Source organism: Vibrio sp. LaRot3 (genome assembly GCF_027587025.1).
Lineage (GTDB): Bacteria > Pseudomonadota > Gammaproteobacteria > Enterobacterales > Vibrionaceae > Vibrio.
Genome location: NZ_JAPPTI010000001.1, coordinates 323,732 through 342,238, shown reverse-complemented (window position 1 = coordinate 342,238; position 18,507 = coordinate 323,732). Strand labels below are relative to the sequence as shown.

The following is an 18,507-nucleotide window of genomic DNA, read 5'->3' as shown; positions in this document are numbered from 1 at the left end:
CTTTTTAAGTGGTCACTTATGATTTGAATAGATGTATTAGGCCGTTGGCTATAGTGACGCGCCAACTGTAGTAATCATGCCCGCTTGCCAGTTCTTCAAATTCAACCTTGTACTGTTTCTCCTGCAGCACTTTATAGAGTTTTCGATTGGTATCGATTATGTTGGCGTGCTCGGGTTGAAGTTCAAACACACCTGCATTCATGTAAATTTGAATCGTATTCTTTGGCTCATCTTCAATTTCATCGGTTAGCCACTCAGAGCTAAATTTTGACGGACCCCACCAGAATGAACCGGATTGACTCAACACCTTACCAAACACATTCGGGTATTGGTGCGCCACATACATAGAGGCAAGACCACCATAACTCGACCCGGTTAAAACGGTGTTGGCAAACAAAGGCTGGATATCAAGAGTTTCCTTCGCCCATGGCATCAATTCCGTTGCCATGAACTTGGCAAAATCAGGATTGGGTGGAAGCTCTTTGCCACGCAGTTGTTTTTTAGGATGATTAATAAACAGAGCCCGCATTGGCGGTACTTTACCCTCAGCAATGAGGTTATCTAGAATAGTTTGCGTCGGTACTCGGCTAAGGTATTGGTCACCATCGAAAGCAATCAGTAATGGCGCATCTTTAGCAACCTTATAACTCGGGTGGGGCTGATATACCTTAACGCTACGAGTGTTCGAAAGGATGTGACTTTCTACTTTATATGCACTTACAGAACCTTTAGGGCTACCAATATCGTGCGTGTATTGGTCAGAAATAATATCGCCATATTCAATCGTTGAGGCAGCACCGAACTTATCATCACCCTCAAATGTTGGGCGAATATTAAGTGGGTCATAAGCGGATGTCGCTAACACCGCGCGTCGCTGTTCTCGCCAGTCATTAGACTTCAGCTGAGGTACATTGGGCGCGATACGATAAGAAAGTCGGCTGCCATTTGGGATCTGGTAGCTCTTGTGCCAAATCTGGCTGTTTGGAATACGGGATAAGTTCGTATGACCATCGTACGGTGCACCGAATAAACGAACATTATCTTCATCACCTTTCCATAAGAACGTAAGCAATGCACTGCCATCTGCTTTCGGCTCAATAAGTGGTGTTCCGGTTTTCTCAATTGACTGCCAAAAAGCCTTTTCAGCATCAGAGTTAGGCTGGTTAATGTTGCCGATAAGAGTCAGCAATGTAGGGCTAATTACTTCTTCTTTTGGATCAACACTTTGATCCGCTTTAAGTGGCTTAGATTCAAGTTCAACCTCAACCTTACTGTTAGGGTTAACGCTCTCCAAATTAAGATGGTACTGCCCACCTTGGGAAACGAACCAAAACAGCTCACCGTCCTTATCCCCTTCATTGACGATTTGTTTTACCACCTGACCATTAGCATCAACGATCGCAGCCGAAACAAGCGCTTGATCACTTTGAACTCCGCCGCGGAGGTATTCTCCACTCTCGACTTGAATCGGTACTAAGCGTTGACCGTCAACTAAGTAGCTTTGTTCAAGTGACTCAAACTTAGCGTGAGCACTATTGGCGAGAGGTAATATCAACATCAGAAGGGTTAGTCTATTCATTGAAAATAATTATCATTTCACTTTGTGCAACAATTATACAAATTATGACTAATGGGTAAAGATAGTTTTATAAATTAAATAAAGAACAATTAGTTATAAACAATATATAAACGCACCTCTTATCTAATAAAAAAGGCGCTAAGTAGCGCCTTTGGTTTATTCAAATTGGGTACTGACCAATTTTTTGTACTGCTTATCAAATGTCACCGCATGGTATTGTTCGCCATCATCGTAGCGAACTAAATAATTCAACGGGTCAGACAACAACTGGAAAGACATAGTACGATGATCAAACTCATCGAGCGCTAGTGGAATAAATTGATAATCAGGGTAAGAAATCAAATACACTTGGCTATCTTTTGCTACCGCGTAACCGTAAAACGCTTTGTGGCGATTTTCTGATACTTGCAGATACACTAATTCATCCACCTCAGAAGCGACATCCACGCGCGTTAAAGAAACAATGTCATCCCCGCGTTTTAAATTAAACAAATGCCCTTTTGCATCGTAAATGAAGTAACCCCAGTCAAATGGCTTCATGTTCGTGGTTTTACCCCACACATGTTGAATAGGAAAGCTCATACCTTTCTCATTCGCTAGTTGATTAAGCTCCTGAGTTAACTCGCTATTTACTTTCGCTGTTTCAGCGTCGTAAACAGTCAACTGCTCCGCATGAGTAACAAATACTTGCTCAGGAAAACGAATCGCTCCGAGCGCACTGTCAGGGTTAAATAATGGATAGAGTGGAACTTCTAACAGATCTAAACGAGTAGGATCATATTGTAGGCTTAAACGTGATGTGCGTATTTGCTGCTTATTGTACGTCGTTTCACCAACTGTAATCGGCAGCTTTCCTTGGATATCTAAGTTCTTCCAGTAAACAAAAGGCAATGCTTGTTCAAATTCTTGCTTGGTTAAATCATGTTGGGTTGTGCCATAGAAAAACTGATGATGTTCTGCATTTCTCTGATAAACGAAATCATCCAACATGGCTGAGTGGAATAAATAAAACTTGGTATGCTTCACTGCATATTTCTGGTAAAAATCCCAACTATTCGACACACACAAAGCAGCGATAATCACGGGTAGCGAAGCAGTAAACCCCACCCATTCTATACGCCTTGTTTTCACGCTTAAAAAACTGTCTTTTACCAGTAATAATAGCCACAAAATCAGAGCGGAATATAACAAATCCACCCATTGAAAATGAGGCTTAAATAGCAAAATGACAGTGAGCGATGTCGCCACTATTTTTACTGCTTTACGCCACCAGTTATTTTCAACAATGACCGCCGTTAAGCCCAAATAGGCAGCAATAGCCGCAAGTTGTCCATAGAGTAAGTCTTGCCCTGTTAGCCAAACCAAATCTATTGGGTAGTAATGATTCATTACCCCGAGCGCAAAACCGATAATGATGGCATTCGCGATAAATATAGCCACACTACCAGCGATAACATGCTGGCCGACCACTATATTCAACGACCAAGGTAAATGTGCCAATATGCGCACTTTATTGCCCTGAACTTCCGGTATGTACTGACAGCACGCCACGATAATCGCGATAAAAATAAACCCGTAGCTAAGCCATGAATAGGGCTTATCTTGCAAGTGGACCAAGCGATACCACATCATCGACTCTGGTTCGATGTTGGCAAATTGCCCCACCAAATCAAACACAAAATAACCGCCGATAAATAGGCTTGTAATCAGCAACGCTGCAAACATTCGACGCAGCTTTAACCACTCTTTTTGATAGATTGCACTTAGTCTCATTAGTACTTCCCTACATAACCTAAAAAGCGCTGCTCAAAATTCATCTCAACGGGCATAAGGTCAATACCTAATTCTTGCTGCAACTCTTTAACAGGCGCAAAAGAGTAAACCAAATGCTGGTTGCGATAATGCTCCACACGATGAATTTTACTGCTCGATTCTCGCTTCACTTCATGGGCTGCTTGATAACAAGCAAACTGCTGATTGAACTCCAGCATGCTGCTTTGATAAACATCGGTTGACCGATCAACAATCGCTACCTGATCCACCAGCGATTCCAAGTCACTCATGACATGCGTGGTGATCAATACCGTTTTGTTCGTGCCTTCTAGGTAATCTGATAGGTAGTCAACGAAGAGGCGGCGGTAACCCGCGTCAAGCCCCATTGAATAATCATCTAAAATGAGTAGGTCCGCGTCTTGTGCCAACAATAGGCCAAGTACGACTTGAGATTTTTGTCCAAAAGAAAGCGAAGAAAGAGGCTGTTGCATGCTGATGTCCATCAAAGCCACCAGCTCATTAAAATATCGTTTTTGCCAACGAGGATAGAAAGAAGAAAAGAATTGCTCGATTTGCTCGACACTCATCGAGTCATAGCTAATAAACCCTTCATAGAGTAGTGCGATTCTGGCCCGAGTATCCGCTGTCAGGTAATGAGCAGGCTCACCAAAGATTAAACACTCCCCTTGTTGAGGTTTAAGATACCCCATCAACAAATTAATCAGCGTGGACTTACCCACCCCGTTTTTTCCAAGCAGACCAAACTTAGTGCCCGGCTCAATGGTTAGGTTGAGATCTTGATAGATTTTCTTCTCGCCATAACTGTGGCTGAGGTTTTCAATTGAGATAACCGCTGAGTCCCTTTTCATGGCTTACTCCGTAATATCGCGACCATCCACATGTACTACATGACCTTCTCCGCCATTAAGCAATACCGTAAAATCACCCTTTGGCTTCTCGAAGTAAACTTCGCCAAATTCGTCCAGTTTCGTTTCCATGACCACTGAGCCATTTTGTTCAATACGAAACTCTACCCCTTCGGCGCTTGCGCCATCGCTAAACCCACCTTCACAGGTAATGTAGCCATTACCCTCATCGTAACAAGCCATTAAAGCGGTATGAGCAAAGCTTGATAACGAAGTCATTGCCAAAACAGAAGCGAAAAAAAATCTTTTCATTGAATGTCCCTCTTGCTGATCTCTTATTGTCTTTAAAGGGCAAAAAGCTGGCCTAAGCCAGCTTTGTATTAGATTGAGTAAAATTGAAATTAAAGCTCTTGAGCTTCAATCCAAAGCACTGCATCTTGAGAAAGCTCTTTGCCTTTGTGCTCAGTATCTGGACCTGAACCTAGACATGCGAAGCCCCATTTACCCGCAGTTGGGATACCGAAAGTGAACATACCGTTGTCATCAGTAATCGCTACGATTGCAGATGCTGGTGGCTCACGGAATGTATCTTTACCAAATGAGTTTGCTGCAGAATCGATCTTAGTGTTGATCCATTCGATTTCACACTCAACGCCTGCTGCTGGCTTACCTTCAGAAAGAAGCTGACCAGTAAACGTGCTACCTGCGAATACTTGGTAAGGCTTGTTCTTAGGCACGATTTCAGTTTTCAGACCAATTGGTTGATCCCAACCCGTTGGAAGACCACCTTTGTTGATGTAACGCTTAGTGATCTGTTGGATGTAGATGTCTTCACCACCTTCGTAGTAAGGCGCTGGAACTACACCGAAGATGTAGTCGCCGTTGCGACGAACTTTGTATTCAGCTTGGTAAGCGTTCGCTTGGTTATCGTGACCAGACCATTTGATTTGCTTAAGGTTCTTAAGAAGGTCAGTTTTTTCTTCTTTGAATACGACGAAGAACTCTTCAGGTGCGCCCATATCCATAACGTGACCGTTATCCATTGGGTGACCGAACACAAGTTTCATGTCTAGTGTTGCTGGTTTTTCTAGCTGTGACGTTGGAGTGTATAGAAGTTGGAAGTGCGCGTGTGAAGCTGCAGAAACTGCTAGTGCTGCCGCACCAACCATTAGTGAAACCTTTTTCATTTGTTTGTTCCCTTAAAAAATAGACAGATATAGATTTTTGTAATTATTCGACGATGTCTTCGCCGTTAATTTCTAGTGCATGGCCAGGGCCTGCATTGAATACCACTTTGTATTTGCCTTCAGGCTTTTGGAATTCGAACTCACCGTCTTCAGACATTTCGCTCTTGATAAGCTCTTTGCCATCAGCATCAAGAACTAACATTTCTACGCCAGAAGCCGACGAACCGTCAGAGAAGCCACCTTCACACAAGATTGTGTTGTCACCGAAGTCGTAACAAGAAAATAGAGGTGTGTGAGCCATTGCGATGCTCGGTACGCCAGCGGCAATAAGCATAGCTAAAGTTAATTTCTTCATGAGATATCCTCACTCTGTGAAGTAGTCGAGTAATGGTAATTTATCTTTAATATTGTCAATTAAGTGCATATCCAGACCCTAATTGACCAGAGTGTGAATTGATAGCGATTATCAGTTTCACTCGTATTGATCTAAGTCAAACTTAAACCGGATGATTATTACTATCATTTGCATGTGAGAGTTAGCACCCTCCTTTACCCCTAGCCCGACAACTATTGATAACAATTATGAAACAAAGACTTACGAGCCTGAAACCAGGCGACACTGGCGTAATTTCTGCACATTTTTCTGAAGGCATGGTACGACAACGATTGCTTGATCTTGGTCTCATTCCACAGACTGAAATCGAATTTGTTCGTTACGCCCCTCTCGGTGACCCTATCGAGATCAAAGTGGGTCGAACCAATGTGGTCATCCGAGCCGCTGAAGCTGAAACCGTGTTGATCGAAACCCTGTCGTAGCATCGCAGAAATGGAGTTGTAGCAATGCAAAGAAAAAAAATATTACTGGCCGGACAGCAAAATGCTGGTAAGTCGACCATCTTCAATATGCTCACGGGCGCGCGCCAACATGTGGCTAACTACCCTGGCGTGACAGTAGATAAGAAAACAGGTTACTTCAGCAATGCAGCCGGTGCGTTTGAACTTATTGACTTACCGGGCACATACAGCCTGACCAGTTTTTCTCTTGAAGAGCGTGTCGCTCGTAAAGCGCTAAGAGAAGAACAAGCTGATTGCGTACTGAACGTGATGGACGCGGCTAACTTGAGTCGTTCTTTGCATTTGACCCTCCAATTGCTCGAGTTGGAACTACCGGTTGTCGTGGCACTCAATATGATGGATGTCGTGCGCAAAGAAGGTATGGAGATAGACGCTGACAAACTAGCCGAGCAACTCGACCTACCAGTGATTGAATGTGTTGGACGATTAGGGAAAGGGGTGAGCGAAATCTCCAATGAAATCGCGCACGCAAAAGTGAGCAATTTCCACATCGACTATTCTGAACTAGAGCCAGCGATCGATTCCATCAGTCGTCAGTTAGCTCTGGCCAATATTGACGACCTGCCAAGCAAGCGATGGTTAAGCTTGCGACTGCTTGAAAACGATCAAGAAGCAAAGCAGTGGTTAGAACAGCACGCAGACACCGAGTTTTGGCAAACTATTGAGAAAACCGTAAGCGAGCAGCAGCAAAAGCTTGTTAAGCAGTTAGATGGGCAAATCAATGACTACATCGTAGCTCAACGTCAAAAGAAAGTGGCGCAACTGCTTGATAGCTGTTTAACCCAAGTTAGCCAATCTGATAAACCCTCTATCACCAGTAAGATTGACCGTATGGTACTAAGCCGTTTTGGCGCACCTGTGTTTCTTATTGCAACCGTATTTATTATCTATCAAAGCGCCATCGTTTATGGCTACGAGCTCACCAACTATTGGTGGCCTTATCTGGCTGGGTTTAGAGAGATTATCGCCGCTATCTTGCCTGACGCTGGCTTCCTACATGACCCTTACACCCGTGCTCTTGGTTTATGGGTCGTCGATTCAGCCAACACGCTATTGAACTATATTCCGATCTTCTTAATCTTGTTCGCCCTGATCGCCATTATTGAAGATTCAGGCTACATGGCACGTATTGCCTTCATTGCTGACAAAGCGTTAAGTAAATTTGGTTTGCATGGTCAAAGTACACTGCCAATGATCTTAGCGGGTGTATTTGCCGGTGGTTGTGCTGTTCCCGGCGTCATGGCGACTAAGGGCATCCCCGATAACCGAGCACGTTTAGCCACTATCTTGACCGTTCCTTTCATGAACTGCTTGGCAAAAGTCCCGCTCTATACATTGCTGTTGGGTATTTTCTTTGTCGAAGATAAGTCATTGATGACGTTCTACATCTCAACCATCACCATAATTGCAGCACTACTTGTGGCAAAACTTCTGACCACCACGGTACTCCGTAATCAGCAACCATCACCATTTGTCATGGAACTGCCGCGTTACAACTTGCCGACTGTGCGCAGTGTGATTACCCGTTCTATTGAGCGTACATGGATTTACATCAAGAAAGTCGGCACCATTGTTCTTGCCGTTTCAACCGTCATTTTCGTGTTGCTACAGTTCCCGGGCGTGCCTGAAGAGAGTGAAGCGAAATATCAAGCTGAAGCTGAAAAAGCGGTCGCTAAGTTTGAACGTGCGATTGCAAAAACTGATTACGCAGAGTCTATCACCACCGAGTCTCTACCTGCTCTGGTAAACTTCTACACCGATTTCAAACGCGCTAAGCTCAATGCAAAAGGGGCTGAGGCGTCAAAACAAGTTAACGAAGACTTTAAAGCTCGCGACGAACTGTTCTTCTCCATCATCGCGCCAGCGAAAGGGGATAAATCTGCCAAGACAACTCACCGCGCCCTACGTAAAGTGGTATCAGCGCGTAAGAAGATTCGCCGTGAAATGAAAGAAGAACGCCTTGAAGCTTCGCTACTTGGCAGCATGGGTCGCAGCTTGGAGCCTGTTACTCAATACGCAGGCTTCGATTGGAAGATTAACGTTGCCCTATTCTCTTCTTTTGCTGCGCGCGAAAGCAGCGTAGCGACGCTAGGTGTGTTGTTCCAACAAGATGAAGACAGCAACCAGAAGCTCGAAGATCGTATGGGTGAGTCATCAGAGCTAAGCGACCATGGTGAACTCGCAGCAGTAGCGCTGATTTTGTTCTTTATTCTTTACCCGCCATGCTTGGCAACGGTCATGATGATCAAAGTTCAAACTGGCGAATACAAATGGATGCTGCTTTCAATCTTCTTACCTACCGCACTAGGCTTTGCGGTTGCTACGGCAGTGTATACCATCGGTACCGCCTTTAGCTTGAGTGGCGTAGCAATGATGACAGGCGCTTACTTTACCGGCTTGTTGGGCTTAATCATCATTGCGATGAAAGATTGGTGGCTGAAGCGCAAAATGCCAAAAGAAATTCCAATTAGAATGACGGAGTAGCAAAGTATGTATGGTCAAGAAATACAATTCTGGGACATCGCTATCGTGGCAGTAGCGGTGGGCGGAGCAGGCTTTTACATTTATCGAAAGCTATTCAAAAAGCCTGGATGTAGTGGTTGCAGCTCATGTCCTAGTGCGCAAAAAACCAAAAAGCACTCATAGGCAAAACACAAATTAAAAGGGGCGTTCTCGCCCCTTTTCCCATCTCAATTCAGGCTAGCTGTTAAGCACTAACGGGTTAACGCACAACTCACTTGATCAAGTAACTCGGTTTCACTTCGCGTAAAGCGATATTCAAAGTTATCAGGTTTAATCAGCAACACTTGTTTAAGGCGCTCAGGGACGGCTTGGTTACATTCCAATAGAATCTCTAAAAACTCATTCACTGAGAGGTTGTGTATCTGGCGTAGCCCTTTATCAAACTCACCGATATCCGCAAACGGGGTGACCGCATCATCACTGCGCCGATAGATACTCTGAAACTTCGCTTCCGTTGCCCTACGGTCGATATCTTCAAAACGCATGGCAGCTGCATCCGGAATGGCTTTCACTCTGGTCGTGCCCTGACGCTCTTCCCAGCTCACACCACACACCGATAAAGTATATAGAGATGGCATATGTGCCGTCAGTGTTGGTCGAATCCAATTGCCTCGTGACAGCTCTCTACACAGGGGGGCAATGCTCTCTTGTGAAACCCGCTCATAGGTAACTAAGCCTGCATGACTTTGGTAGCAGAGCTTTAACGTATCGAGCAAATAATAGGTATGACCATTCGATTGCCACTGCTTAGTTTGATTTTGCCCAATTCGAGTATTAGACGGCGAGCTTTGTGCAACAGTCCTGTTCATTAACTGAGCCATCATCTTGCGCATAATCTCTCCTCATATCACAGTTTTCACAAAATATAGATCAAAATGAGAATGATTACTATTAAGATTTAATTGTGATTAGTCAGGTCACGATTATTTTAATAACAACGTGAAACAAGAAAGTAAGGAGAAACGAATGAGTTTCATAGTCGGATTGCGCAACTTTACGCTGAAGGTAATCTACCGTGTTATACGCCCGCTGATTTTCTTAATGGACCCAGAAAACGCACACTACATGTTTAAACGCGTCGGTGTGTTCCTCGGCTCAAACCCCTTAACCAAATCATTAACTTCGGCAATGTTCAACTACGACCACAAAAGCTTGAACACCGAAGTCGATGGCATCAAATATCGTAACCCTGTAGGGCTATCCGCTGGTTTTGATAAAGATGGCGAGCTCACCAGTATTTACCCATCCATCGGCTTTGGTCTCGCCGAGCTTGGTTCTTTCACTGGCGAAGTTTGCCCCGGCAACCCGGGTAAGCGTCTGTTTCGCATGGTGAAATCAAAATCTATTTTAGTCTGGTATGGTCTGAATAACCAAGGTGCTGAGAAAATCTCATCTCGCTTGAAAGATACCGATTTTGGCCCTCTGAGAGTCGGGATCAACGCGGCAAAATCAAACATCACCCCAGAGTTTGATCTACAAGACTCTATTGATGACTACACCAAAACCATGCGTCTATTTAAAGATATTGGTGACTACTACACCATTAATATCAGTTGTCCTAACACCCAAGATGGCGAACCTTTTGTAGACAAAGCCAACCTCGATGCCTTGTTAATTGCAGTAAACGAACATCGCGTAGAAGGCCGCCCTATCTACGTTAAGCTTGCTGCTGACATGACGTTAGATGAAATTAATACCATCGTCGATTGCTGTATGGAACATAACATTGATGGCGTTGTGCTCACTAACTTGGCGAAGCCTGCTCACAACCAAGAATACGTGAAAGAAGAACTGCCTTATCACAAAGGGGCAATGAGCGGCCTGCCGCTGCAACGCATATCAACCAATGTCATTCGACATGTGTACCGTCGCACGCGCGGTAAACTCACCATCATCGGTGTCGGTGGGGTATTTACGGCTAAAGATGCCTACGAAAAAATCACCTCTGGTGCGAGCCTGCTCCACATGATTACCACTTTGATTTTCGATGGCCCACAAAGCATCAGCGAAATTAACCGCGGTTTGGTTAAACTGCTTAAAGAAGACGGTTTCAACTCCATTGAAGAAGCGGTTGGTTCCCGTAACCCATTACCAAAACTCAAGTCTGTCGAAGAGCCAACACACGAAGTAAAAGACGTGGCTTAAGTTACATTCGCATTTAGCTTTCATGGCCTAGTTCACCCTAGGCCATTGTTATATTTCCTTTCTCATACACCTAGACTGTGCGGCCAAAACGTTTATCTGGCGAAATTAGCAATAATGAGTTGATGCCTGTGCGTAAAAGCCTCAAAATGACGCACTTTTGCGCTCGCTGCATATTGAAACGGCATTGAAGCGTCTAACTTTCGAATTATTGAGATTGTCATTTATGGGTTTTACCTCGTTAGGTCTTTCCGCCCCTATTCTTAAAGCTATTGAAGAAAAAGGCTATCAACAACCATCCCCTATTCAAGCACAAGCGATTCCTGCTGTATTGAAAGGCCAAGATGTGATGGCTGCTGCTCAAACCGGTACTGGTAAAACGGCTGGCTTTACCTTACCAATCCTTGAGCAACTAAGCGAAGGACCTCGTGTAAAAGGTAACCATATTCGTGCCCTAATTCTGACGCCGACTCGTGAGTTAGCCGCACAGATTCAAGAAAACATTTTCCATTACAGCCGCCATCTTCGCGTCTCTTCGACTGTGGTATTTGGCGGGGTTAAAATTAACCCGCAAATGCTCAAACTGCGCAAGGGCTGCGACATTTTGGTCGCAACACCGGGCCGTCTGTTGGATCTTTACAGCCAAAACGCGATTAAGTTTTCTCAGCTAGAAGTCTTAGTGCTAGATGAAGCAGACCGAATGCTCGATATGGGCTTTATTCGCGACATTCGCAAAATACTCGACCTACTGCCAGCAAAACGCCAAAACTTACTGTTTTCAGCGACCTTTTCTGACGAAATTCGTCAATTAGCGAAAGGCTTAGTCAACAATCCAGTAGAAATTTCAGTAAGCCCAGCAAACTCAACAGCACGAACAGTTGAGCAATGTATTTATCCAGCAGATAAGCGTAAAAAAGCGCCGATGCTAGTGAAGCTCATCCAAGACGGTAACTGGCAGCAGACTTTGGTCTTTAGCCGCACTAAACATGGTGCAAACCGCCTTTCTCACTACTTGAACGATCAAGGCATCACTGCAGCCCCTATTCACGGCAATAAAAGCCAAGGTGCACGTACTAAAGCACTCGCTGACTTTAAATCTGGCGAGATTCGTGTTTTAGTCGCGACAGATATCGCTGCACGTGGTATCGATATTCCACAACTGCCACAAGTGGTTAACTTTGAAATTCCACATGTTGCCGAAGATTATGTTCACCGCATTGGTCGTACAGGCCGAGCGGGAGAAGTAGGTAAAGCGATTTCTTTGGTTTGTGCGGATGAGGCGGCAGAACTGTTTGGTATCGAGCGCCTGATTCAACAAGTGTTGCCACGTTTAGAACTTGAAGGGTTCAAGCCAACTAATGAGCTGCCTGAATCAAAATTAGACACGCGCCCAATTAAACCGAAGAAACCTAAGAAGCCGAAAAAACCAAAGGTAAAACAAGCGTCTGAAAATAGTGACGCTAACAACCAAGCTAAAGGCCAAAAACCAGCTGGTAAAAAACCGACTCAAGGTAAGCCTAAGCGCCGATTTGGCAATGGCGAGAACAGTGAACGCCAAGGCAACAAGCCACAGCGCAATAACAGCAAGCGCCCAAACAACAAGCCAAGGCGTAAACCTAACAACAAAGCATCAGCGCCAAGCGCTTAACGATTAGTTAAGAAAAGAAAAAAGCCAACGACATGTCGTTGGCTTTTTGTTTATTAGTACTTAATTCAAATTAGAACCAAGCTTTCTTACCATCTACGTAGATACGCTCAAACTCATCATCAGGCTTGATTAGGTAAAGGATGAATTCAATGAATGCAATCACAGCGATGATCAGGCTAGGAATACCTAGTAGGATGAAACCAAATAGGAATAGTAGCAGCATGATTACACCTTGTTTGGTGTAGCCTAGGTAAAATTTGTGCGCGCCAAATACACCTAGGAAGAATGCTAGTAGTGCAGCAACCAGTTTTTTAGAACCTGCTGAACCGCCAGAAGAAGCTTCTGGGAATACAGATTGAGCTGCACCATCAGCAACAGTAAAGTCTACCTTGTTACCTTGTTTAGGTAGGCTTTGACCACGCCAGTCATCTGCAGATAGTGTGTAACGCTGGCCATCTTCACCTGAGATTAAACCTTCGCGCGTATCGCTGTTAAATTCTAGAACGGTACCCTTCATTTTCGACTCCAAATAATCGTTGTTAGTTTTGTTGATTATGCCTATTGAATTCGTTTAGCGATGCTGATGACACGTTGTGATTGATCCACCACTTTCTGCGCCTTTAGCTTACTACTACGAATTGTTTTCTTTTGCTGATAAAGAGCTTTTGACTCTGTCTCAAATTGAGCGAACTCTGTTTTAAACTTCGCATCAAAATCATCACGAGCTTGCTTTAGTTGCTGATTGAACGATTTTTCATGCGCTCTAAACTCCGCCACTAGCTCTTCTCTACGTGCTTTCTCATCTTGACGAGAAGCATCATAATCTTGGTCATTAATCTCTAAGTCTTGCTCTAGCAATGAGATCTTGTCAGTAAACTCTGAGTAAGTTGCTGCATCAATTGCTTCACGCTTCTCGTCACGCGTCAGCTCAATCGCCGCAATCTCTTTATCTTGTTGTGCTCTTTGAATCTCAACGGCTTGCTTGTATTGTGCATTTACCGATTCTTTACGAGCTTTAAAGTCAGCTTTAATCTGCTCACGAGCCACTTTATAAGCGTCTTTATCGAGTGACTCTTTCTTGGCATTTAATAGCGATTTCTCTTCCGCTTTTAATGCACTTAAAGATTCTTTTTTGGTATCACTCGCATCCGATTTTTGCTGCTTATACTTCGCTTTAACCTCGTTAATTTGAGCTTTAGCTTCTAACTTTGCATCATTATGTAGTTGCTTAATATGCGCCTTTAACGCTTTCTCAGTCGCTTTTTTCTCAGATTTCAGCTCGTTCGCTTGCGCTTTCAGTTGATCGCGCAACTGGTTGAACTGGGCTTTGTTCTCATCCAGCGATTGGTTGTAAGCCACTTTATCTTTTTCTTTGAAATCTAAAGACTGCTGCTTTTGCTGCTCGTCTAACGCTAGCTTCTGTTGTTTTTTATCATCATATAAAGCTTGCTTACGCTCACTTAAACGAGTGATATCCGCCTCTACCGTATCAAGTTTTCCTTGTAACGTCTTAACCATATCAGCGTGTTTAGACACAGATTGCTCTGCTTTCTCCACTACGTCGTCGAGATCACTTTTATCTACAACTTGATAGTAGCCATTTTGCATGTCCTTCTGCGCTTTACGATGACTAGACACCATTTTGTCTAATGTTTTGGTTTCAACAATCGTAAAGAACTCATCGTCGCTATCACTGTAATCCACATTGATAAACGCGCTACGTAAAACCGTTTTATCACCAGGTTGCAAAATAGAGGTAAGATAAGTGGTGTCATCAACCACACCAATTTTCGCTAGCAATGGATTATTACCAACAAATTCAACTTCGACATCAAGGTGGTATTGTTTTATTTCACTTTTCTCAGAACCAAGAGCTTGACCTAATTGGTGTATCGACAGCCACTCTTTATTGATTGGCATCTCCTTACCTGAATCTACATCGACAACTTTCCATCCTGGGTAGAGCGAGAGATCCGCGGTGGCTTGCTTCTCTAAGTCAGAATCACTCGGAAGTCCAGAGCCAAAAAACGCGTAAGAAGGTGTTGAAAAGACAAATGCTGAGGCTAGCGTCACTGCAAGCGTACGAAATTTCATCGAGTCATATCCTTTTAATTCAGTCAGTTATTATGGTACGAAAATGTGAAATGTCACTGAATGTTGCAAAATCAAGTTAACACTTTTGGTGCTAATAACTTATAAAACTATCATTAACTCATTTGCTAGCTTTGAACTTTAGAACTAGATCATCTTTCGTGCAATTGACTTGTAGTGTAAGGATTCTGGATAGGCTCGCTAGGTACGTAAAAAAGCAAAAAACACGCAAAGTTTTTTCATTCGTTTTGCGTGTTTTATGATTTTCTTTTGCCCAATTAACTGTGCGTGTTAATCATTTCAATCAAGTGGACGTAATATCGCTGATACTTCTGCGGCAGTTGCTTTAATGCGGGAGAACTATCCAGCCATTGCTGGTATTCCTGGATCTGCTGCTTGGTTGGATTATTGCGTAGTGAAAGGCCGAACTGGAACAACATGTTTTTCGCAGCGAGGACATTATCTTTCTGCTGTTTGAAGTGATACATATTCGCTTGAGTACGTAAGCCTTCAAAGCCTACTTTAGGGTCTGACTTACGGCCATACAAAAAGTAGATTTCGCTAACCGCATCTTTGACTAACGGCATTGGTAAGTCATTGAACTCCCCTAAACGCACCCAAAGACGGTTAACATCCCCCACTCTTTCTAATGCACGCCCCGAGTTACCAGCAACAATACTTGCATAGGCTGCAAGCAAATTACTTGGGTCATTCTGGTCTAAATTTACTCCTGTTGATTTATCGACCGCTGGCCAATTTTCGTTGGCCATTGAATGAAACACGTGATAACTGGTGCGATAGTAATAACCGTCTTCGCCAGGGCCAAACTTACCAACGAACTTGAGTAAATTCTCTGCTTGAATACCCTTAAATTGCATGATGGCCTTAGTGGTGTAGTCGATTTGTTCAATATCTCGATCGAGTACGGCCAACATAAACTCAGCTGTCAATGTTCCACTTTGGTTGTAATCCGCTTTTTGTGTAATAGCAGGATCATTTTTGAGGGTAAGAATTTTTCTCGCTTGTTCCTGTAAGCCTAATTTAAGCGCATTTTCACTCTGCATGTTAATCGCAGAAAGTAAACCTGCAGATGCATACTGATAATTCTCTAGGATGTTTTGCGTATAAGCAGTGAGCTCCTCGCGGCTAGTTTGATAATCATTGGTCGTGAACTGGTTTAGCGCAGATTGAGTCATCAGCAGATACTCGGTTGGCTTTAGACCACTGTCTTGAATCACCGCCATCGAAATATCGATTGATATCTGGTTTTCTTCACTTGTTTTAGCCACACCTGAAACAATGTAAGCAACCTGCTGCTTTTGGCTTAATGAAAGCTGCTGTGATTGTTTTGCCAGAGCAAAAATCTGCTGGCGAACAGATTCTGAACGGTCTTCATCCAGCAAAGGAGAGCCGATACCGGTCAGAATAGGACCATTGGTTTGCTGAATGGCAAACACGGACAAATAGTCTATTTTTTGCTCCAAGCTCTGAGCGTTCCATTGCCTAGTATCAACGAACTGTTCTACTTTTTGGCGTACCCACTTCAACCTTTCCAATTGTTGCTGTTTTTCAAATGGACGAATGACACCCAGTGCAAAAAAGGCGGTCAGCCACTCATCTCTCGTCAGTGTTTCTTCATCAATACCAGTCAGGTAGTAATCTAATTTCTCTTGGTCGAAACTGACAGGCTCAATCAGTTCGGGATTTTTGTACCAAAGCTGCTCTGTGACTGCACTACCACCTAGCATGTAATTCGTTTTCAAATGCTGAGCGCCTGCTATTTTAAACTGCCATTTATCAACTTGGATTCTTTGCCGCTTACTTAATTGCTCGTAACCTACCGCTTGTAAGACTTTATCGGCAATATCCAGCTGTTGGGTATCAAACAAGCCACTGACCAAAGACATCCCGGTTGAGTAGCGCGCATCTACTTCTAATTCTTGAGTGCCTTTCAGCCACTCTTTCGCCGCCGATTTATACATTTCATCAACGGTTTGCGATTGGTAGTAATAACTGAGCGACGGTAAGTTGTTGCTGAGCGTTTTCTCCATTTGAGCGATGATCTGCTCACTGGAGCGCTGCTTCTTTTGCAACATAATATTGTTGCGAACTATCAACGTAGCCACCACACACAAACTGGCAATGGCTACAGCATAGGTACCGATGCGCCAAGGGTGTCTTTGGCAATATTTACTGAATCGGTAAATGGCATCATTACGGTAGGGAGTAACAGGGAAACCTTCATGCAAGCGCTGAAAATCAGCCAATAAGTCCGCCGCAGAGTAGTAACGCTTTAAAGGATCGTGCTGCGTAGCTTTGGTAAGAATCGCTGCTAACTCTTTGTTTTGTTGCTTTCTCGGTAATCGGCATGACGGGTTGTTGGCGTCGTAAATCGCATCCACAATTCTGCCTAGCGAGAAGACGTCCGATTGCGAGTAACTCCACCGCCCTTCAATTTGCTCTGGCGATGACCATTGTTTGGAGTAACCTCGGATATATGACTGCTCACCCGATTGCAATTGAGATTCTTCAATGCGTTTGGCAAGGCCAAGGTCGATAATTCGCACACTATTATCGGGCGTGATAAGGATGTTCTGCGGTTTTAAATCCCCGTGGAATATATGGCGCGAGTGCGCGTAACGCATTGCCTGTAGTATTTGCCCAACAACCGACGTTCTTTCTGTTACATCCTGTCCTTGCTGGCACCACTCGTCTAAGGTCACGCCATCAATGTATTCCATTACGATACAAGCAAGGCCTGACACTTCCGCCACACCAAATACGCGACAGATATTTGGGTGGTCTAACTCGATTAAGCTTGATGCTTCACGGAAGAAGTATTTCTCCATCTGCTTGGCGCTAATGACTTCACTACGTAACACTTTGATCGCAGCATAGTGAGAACGTCGCTCGCCATCTGAATTAGAGACCACTTGCTCACCGCGATAGATCCTCCCCATTCCGCCAGAATCTGAAATAAGGTCGACAATTTTAAACCCCATCACTTCACTGCCGATAATCGACTCATCAGCGGTGGCAAATGACACATAGCTGCCGAGCTCGACTTCATCTTCCTCTACGTCAACCTCAAGCATATTGGCCAGATCGTCCGCTATCATAGGGTCAAGCTGAGCAATCTCGGCAAGTCTTCGCTTTTGTTCTTCTGGCGAGGCTTCAAGTAGCTCCAGATATAACTCGGTAGCATCTAAAGAATGGGGCATAAAAAGTTATCTCAATCTCTTTTGCAGCCAAACTTGAGCAAATTTCAAATCGTTATCTACGGTACGTTTTGAAATCTCTAGCAGTTCGGCTATTTGGCTATTATTGGTTATGGTGAAATGCTTCATCTCAAACACTTCATATTGGCGCGGGTAGCGCTCTCTCATTTCTTCTAAGGCGAGATAGAGGTCTCTATTAAGCTCATGCTGGCTAGAAAAGCTTGCCGGCATCACTTCATCAACTTGCTCAATCAGCTGTGTTTTTTCTTCGTCACCATCGGCTAATTTGTGATGAGGAATACCAAACAATAAATGCCAAACAGAAACACGAACATACTCAAAAAAATCTCGGCGGCTTTCCATCGGTACTTCATCTTGACGCCAACGGTGCAGCTTGATTACCGATTCATTTGCTAATTCGGTTACTGAGCTGTCTTGCAATAAAGTATCTGTTGGTCGCTTAGTTTGAGTTAGCTTAGTGATTACCGCTTTAATATCGGCATAAACGTGCTTAAATAGCTCTTGGCTCGCTTGCTTATCTCGGCTTTGCCAACCAATCAATAGTTGAGTCGCGTGCTCAATATCTTGTAATGACATGATTGTGATCCCTATGAGTTCGTCGGGC

General features: G+C 44.0%; 16 protein-coding genes. 5 read left to right on the top strand and 11 right to left on the bottom strand.

The features are described from left to right. Positions 1-16: 16 nt before the first annotated feature. The 6 genes from OH461_RS01705 to OH461_RS01680 form a co-directional block, all read right to left on the bottom strand. A complete protein-coding gene (locus OH461_RS01705; protein WP_270018918.1) occupies positions 17-1,579 on the bottom strand; it encodes an alpha/beta hydrolase-fold protein in 1,563 nt (520 codons plus the stop codon). A 156-nt stretch (positions 1,580-1,735) separates the two neighbouring features. After that, positions 1,736-3,352 (bottom strand): DUF4857 domain-containing protein, encoded by a 1,617-nt coding sequence (locus tag OH461_RS01700; RefSeq protein WP_270018917.1) that lies wholly within the window; start codon positions 3,350-3,352, stop codon positions 1,736-1,738. Beyond that, positions 3,352-4,221, bottom strand: a complete 870-nt coding sequence (locus OH461_RS01695; RefSeq protein WP_270018916.1) for an ABC transporter ATP-binding protein — start codon at positions 4,219-4,221, stop codon at positions 3,352-3,354. Before OH461_RS01695 ends, OH461_RS01700 begins: the two co-directional genes overlap by 1 nt. Before the next feature lie 3 nt (positions 4,222-4,224). After that, entirely contained in the window at positions 4,225-4,530 is a 306-nt protein-coding gene (locus OH461_RS01690; protein ID WP_270018915.1) for a hypothetical protein, read from the bottom strand. A gap of 89 nt (positions 4,531-4,619) precedes the next feature. After that, complete coding sequence (locus OH461_RS01685) at positions 4,620-5,405, bottom strand: DUF4198 domain-containing protein (RefSeq protein WP_270018914.1); 786 nt, start codon at positions 5,403-5,405, stop codon at positions 4,620-4,622. Between the two features lie 43 nt (positions 5,406-5,448). Then, positions 5,449-5,760: a hypothetical protein gene (locus tag OH461_RS01680; RefSeq protein ID WP_270018913.1), complete on the bottom strand. Its 312-nt coding sequence runs from the start codon at positions 5,758-5,760 to the stop codon at positions 5,449-5,451. Positions 5,761-5,987: 227 nt separating this feature from the next. On the opposite strand from OH461_RS01680, the gene OH461_RS01675 reads away from it, so the two are divergent. From OH461_RS01675 to OH461_RS20105, 3 genes are read left to right on the top strand one after another with little or no spacing between them, the layout of a single operon-like run. Beyond that, on the top strand, positions 5,988-6,221 hold the full coding sequence (locus OH461_RS01675; RefSeq protein ID WP_270018912.1) for a FeoA family protein: 234 nt from the start codon (positions 5,988-5,990) through the stop codon (positions 6,219-6,221). 24 nt (positions 6,222-6,245) lie between these two features. Continuing rightward, positions 6,246-8,744 (top strand): ferrous iron transport protein B, encoded by a 2,499-nt coding sequence (feoB, locus tag OH461_RS01670; RefSeq protein WP_270018911.1) that lies wholly within the window; start codon positions 6,246-6,248, stop codon positions 8,742-8,744. Between the two features lie 6 nt (positions 8,745-8,750). Then, complete coding sequence (locus OH461_RS20105; RefSeq protein ID WP_443088430.1) at positions 8,751-8,906, top strand: FeoB-associated Cys-rich membrane protein; 156 nt, start codon at positions 8,751-8,753, stop codon at positions 8,904-8,906. 68 nt (positions 8,907-8,974) lie between these two features. Here the strand turns inward: OH461_RS20105 and OH461_RS01665 are convergent, their stop codons facing one another. After that, a complete protein-coding gene (locus OH461_RS01665; RefSeq protein ID WP_270018910.1) occupies positions 8,975-9,616 on the bottom strand; it encodes a hypothetical protein in 642 nt (213 codons plus the stop codon). 133 nt (positions 9,617-9,749) lie between these two features. On the opposite strand from OH461_RS01665, the gene OH461_RS01660 reads away from it, so the two are divergent. Both OH461_RS01660 and OH461_RS01655 read left to right on the top strand, forming a co-directional pair. Next, complete coding sequence (locus tag OH461_RS01660) at positions 9,750-10,928, top strand: quinone-dependent dihydroorotate dehydrogenase (protein WP_270018909.1); 1,179 nt, start codon at positions 9,750-9,752, stop codon at positions 10,926-10,928. A gap of 223 nt (positions 10,929-11,151) precedes the next feature. Further along, positions 11,152-12,573 carry a DEAD/DEAH box helicase gene (locus OH461_RS01655; RefSeq protein ID WP_270018908.1) on the top strand — a complete coding sequence of 474 codons (1,422 nt, stop codon included), beginning with the start codon at positions 11,152-11,154 and terminating at the stop codon, positions 12,571-12,573. 70 nt (positions 12,574-12,643) lie between these two features. Here the strand turns inward: OH461_RS01655 and OH461_RS01650 are convergent, their stop codons facing one another. The 4 genes from OH461_RS01650 to OH461_RS01635 form a co-directional block, all read right to left on the bottom strand. Next, the gene (locus OH461_RS01650) at positions 12,644-13,090 is read right to left on the bottom strand and encodes a TM2 domain-containing protein (RefSeq protein WP_260258941.1); all 447 of its coding nucleotides are present in this window, start codon (positions 13,088-13,090) and stop codon (positions 12,644-12,646) included. A gap of 41 nt (positions 13,091-13,131) precedes the next feature. Next, positions 13,132-14,667, bottom strand: a complete 1,536-nt coding sequence (locus OH461_RS01645; RefSeq protein WP_270018907.1) for a hypothetical protein — start codon at positions 14,665-14,667, stop codon at positions 13,132-13,134. 275 nt (positions 14,668-14,942) lie between these two features. After that, positions 14,943-17,885 (bottom strand): serine/threonine protein kinase, encoded by a 2,943-nt coding sequence (locus OH461_RS01640; RefSeq protein WP_270018906.1) that lies wholly within the window; start codon positions 17,883-17,885, stop codon positions 14,943-14,945. Between the two features lie 6 nt (positions 17,886-17,891). Then, positions 17,892-18,479, bottom strand: coding sequence for a sigma-70 family RNA polymerase sigma factor (locus tag OH461_RS01635; RefSeq protein ID WP_270018905.1), 588 nt, complete (start codon positions 18,477-18,479; stop codon positions 17,892-17,894). Between the last annotated feature and the right edge of the window lie 28 nt (positions 18,480-18,507).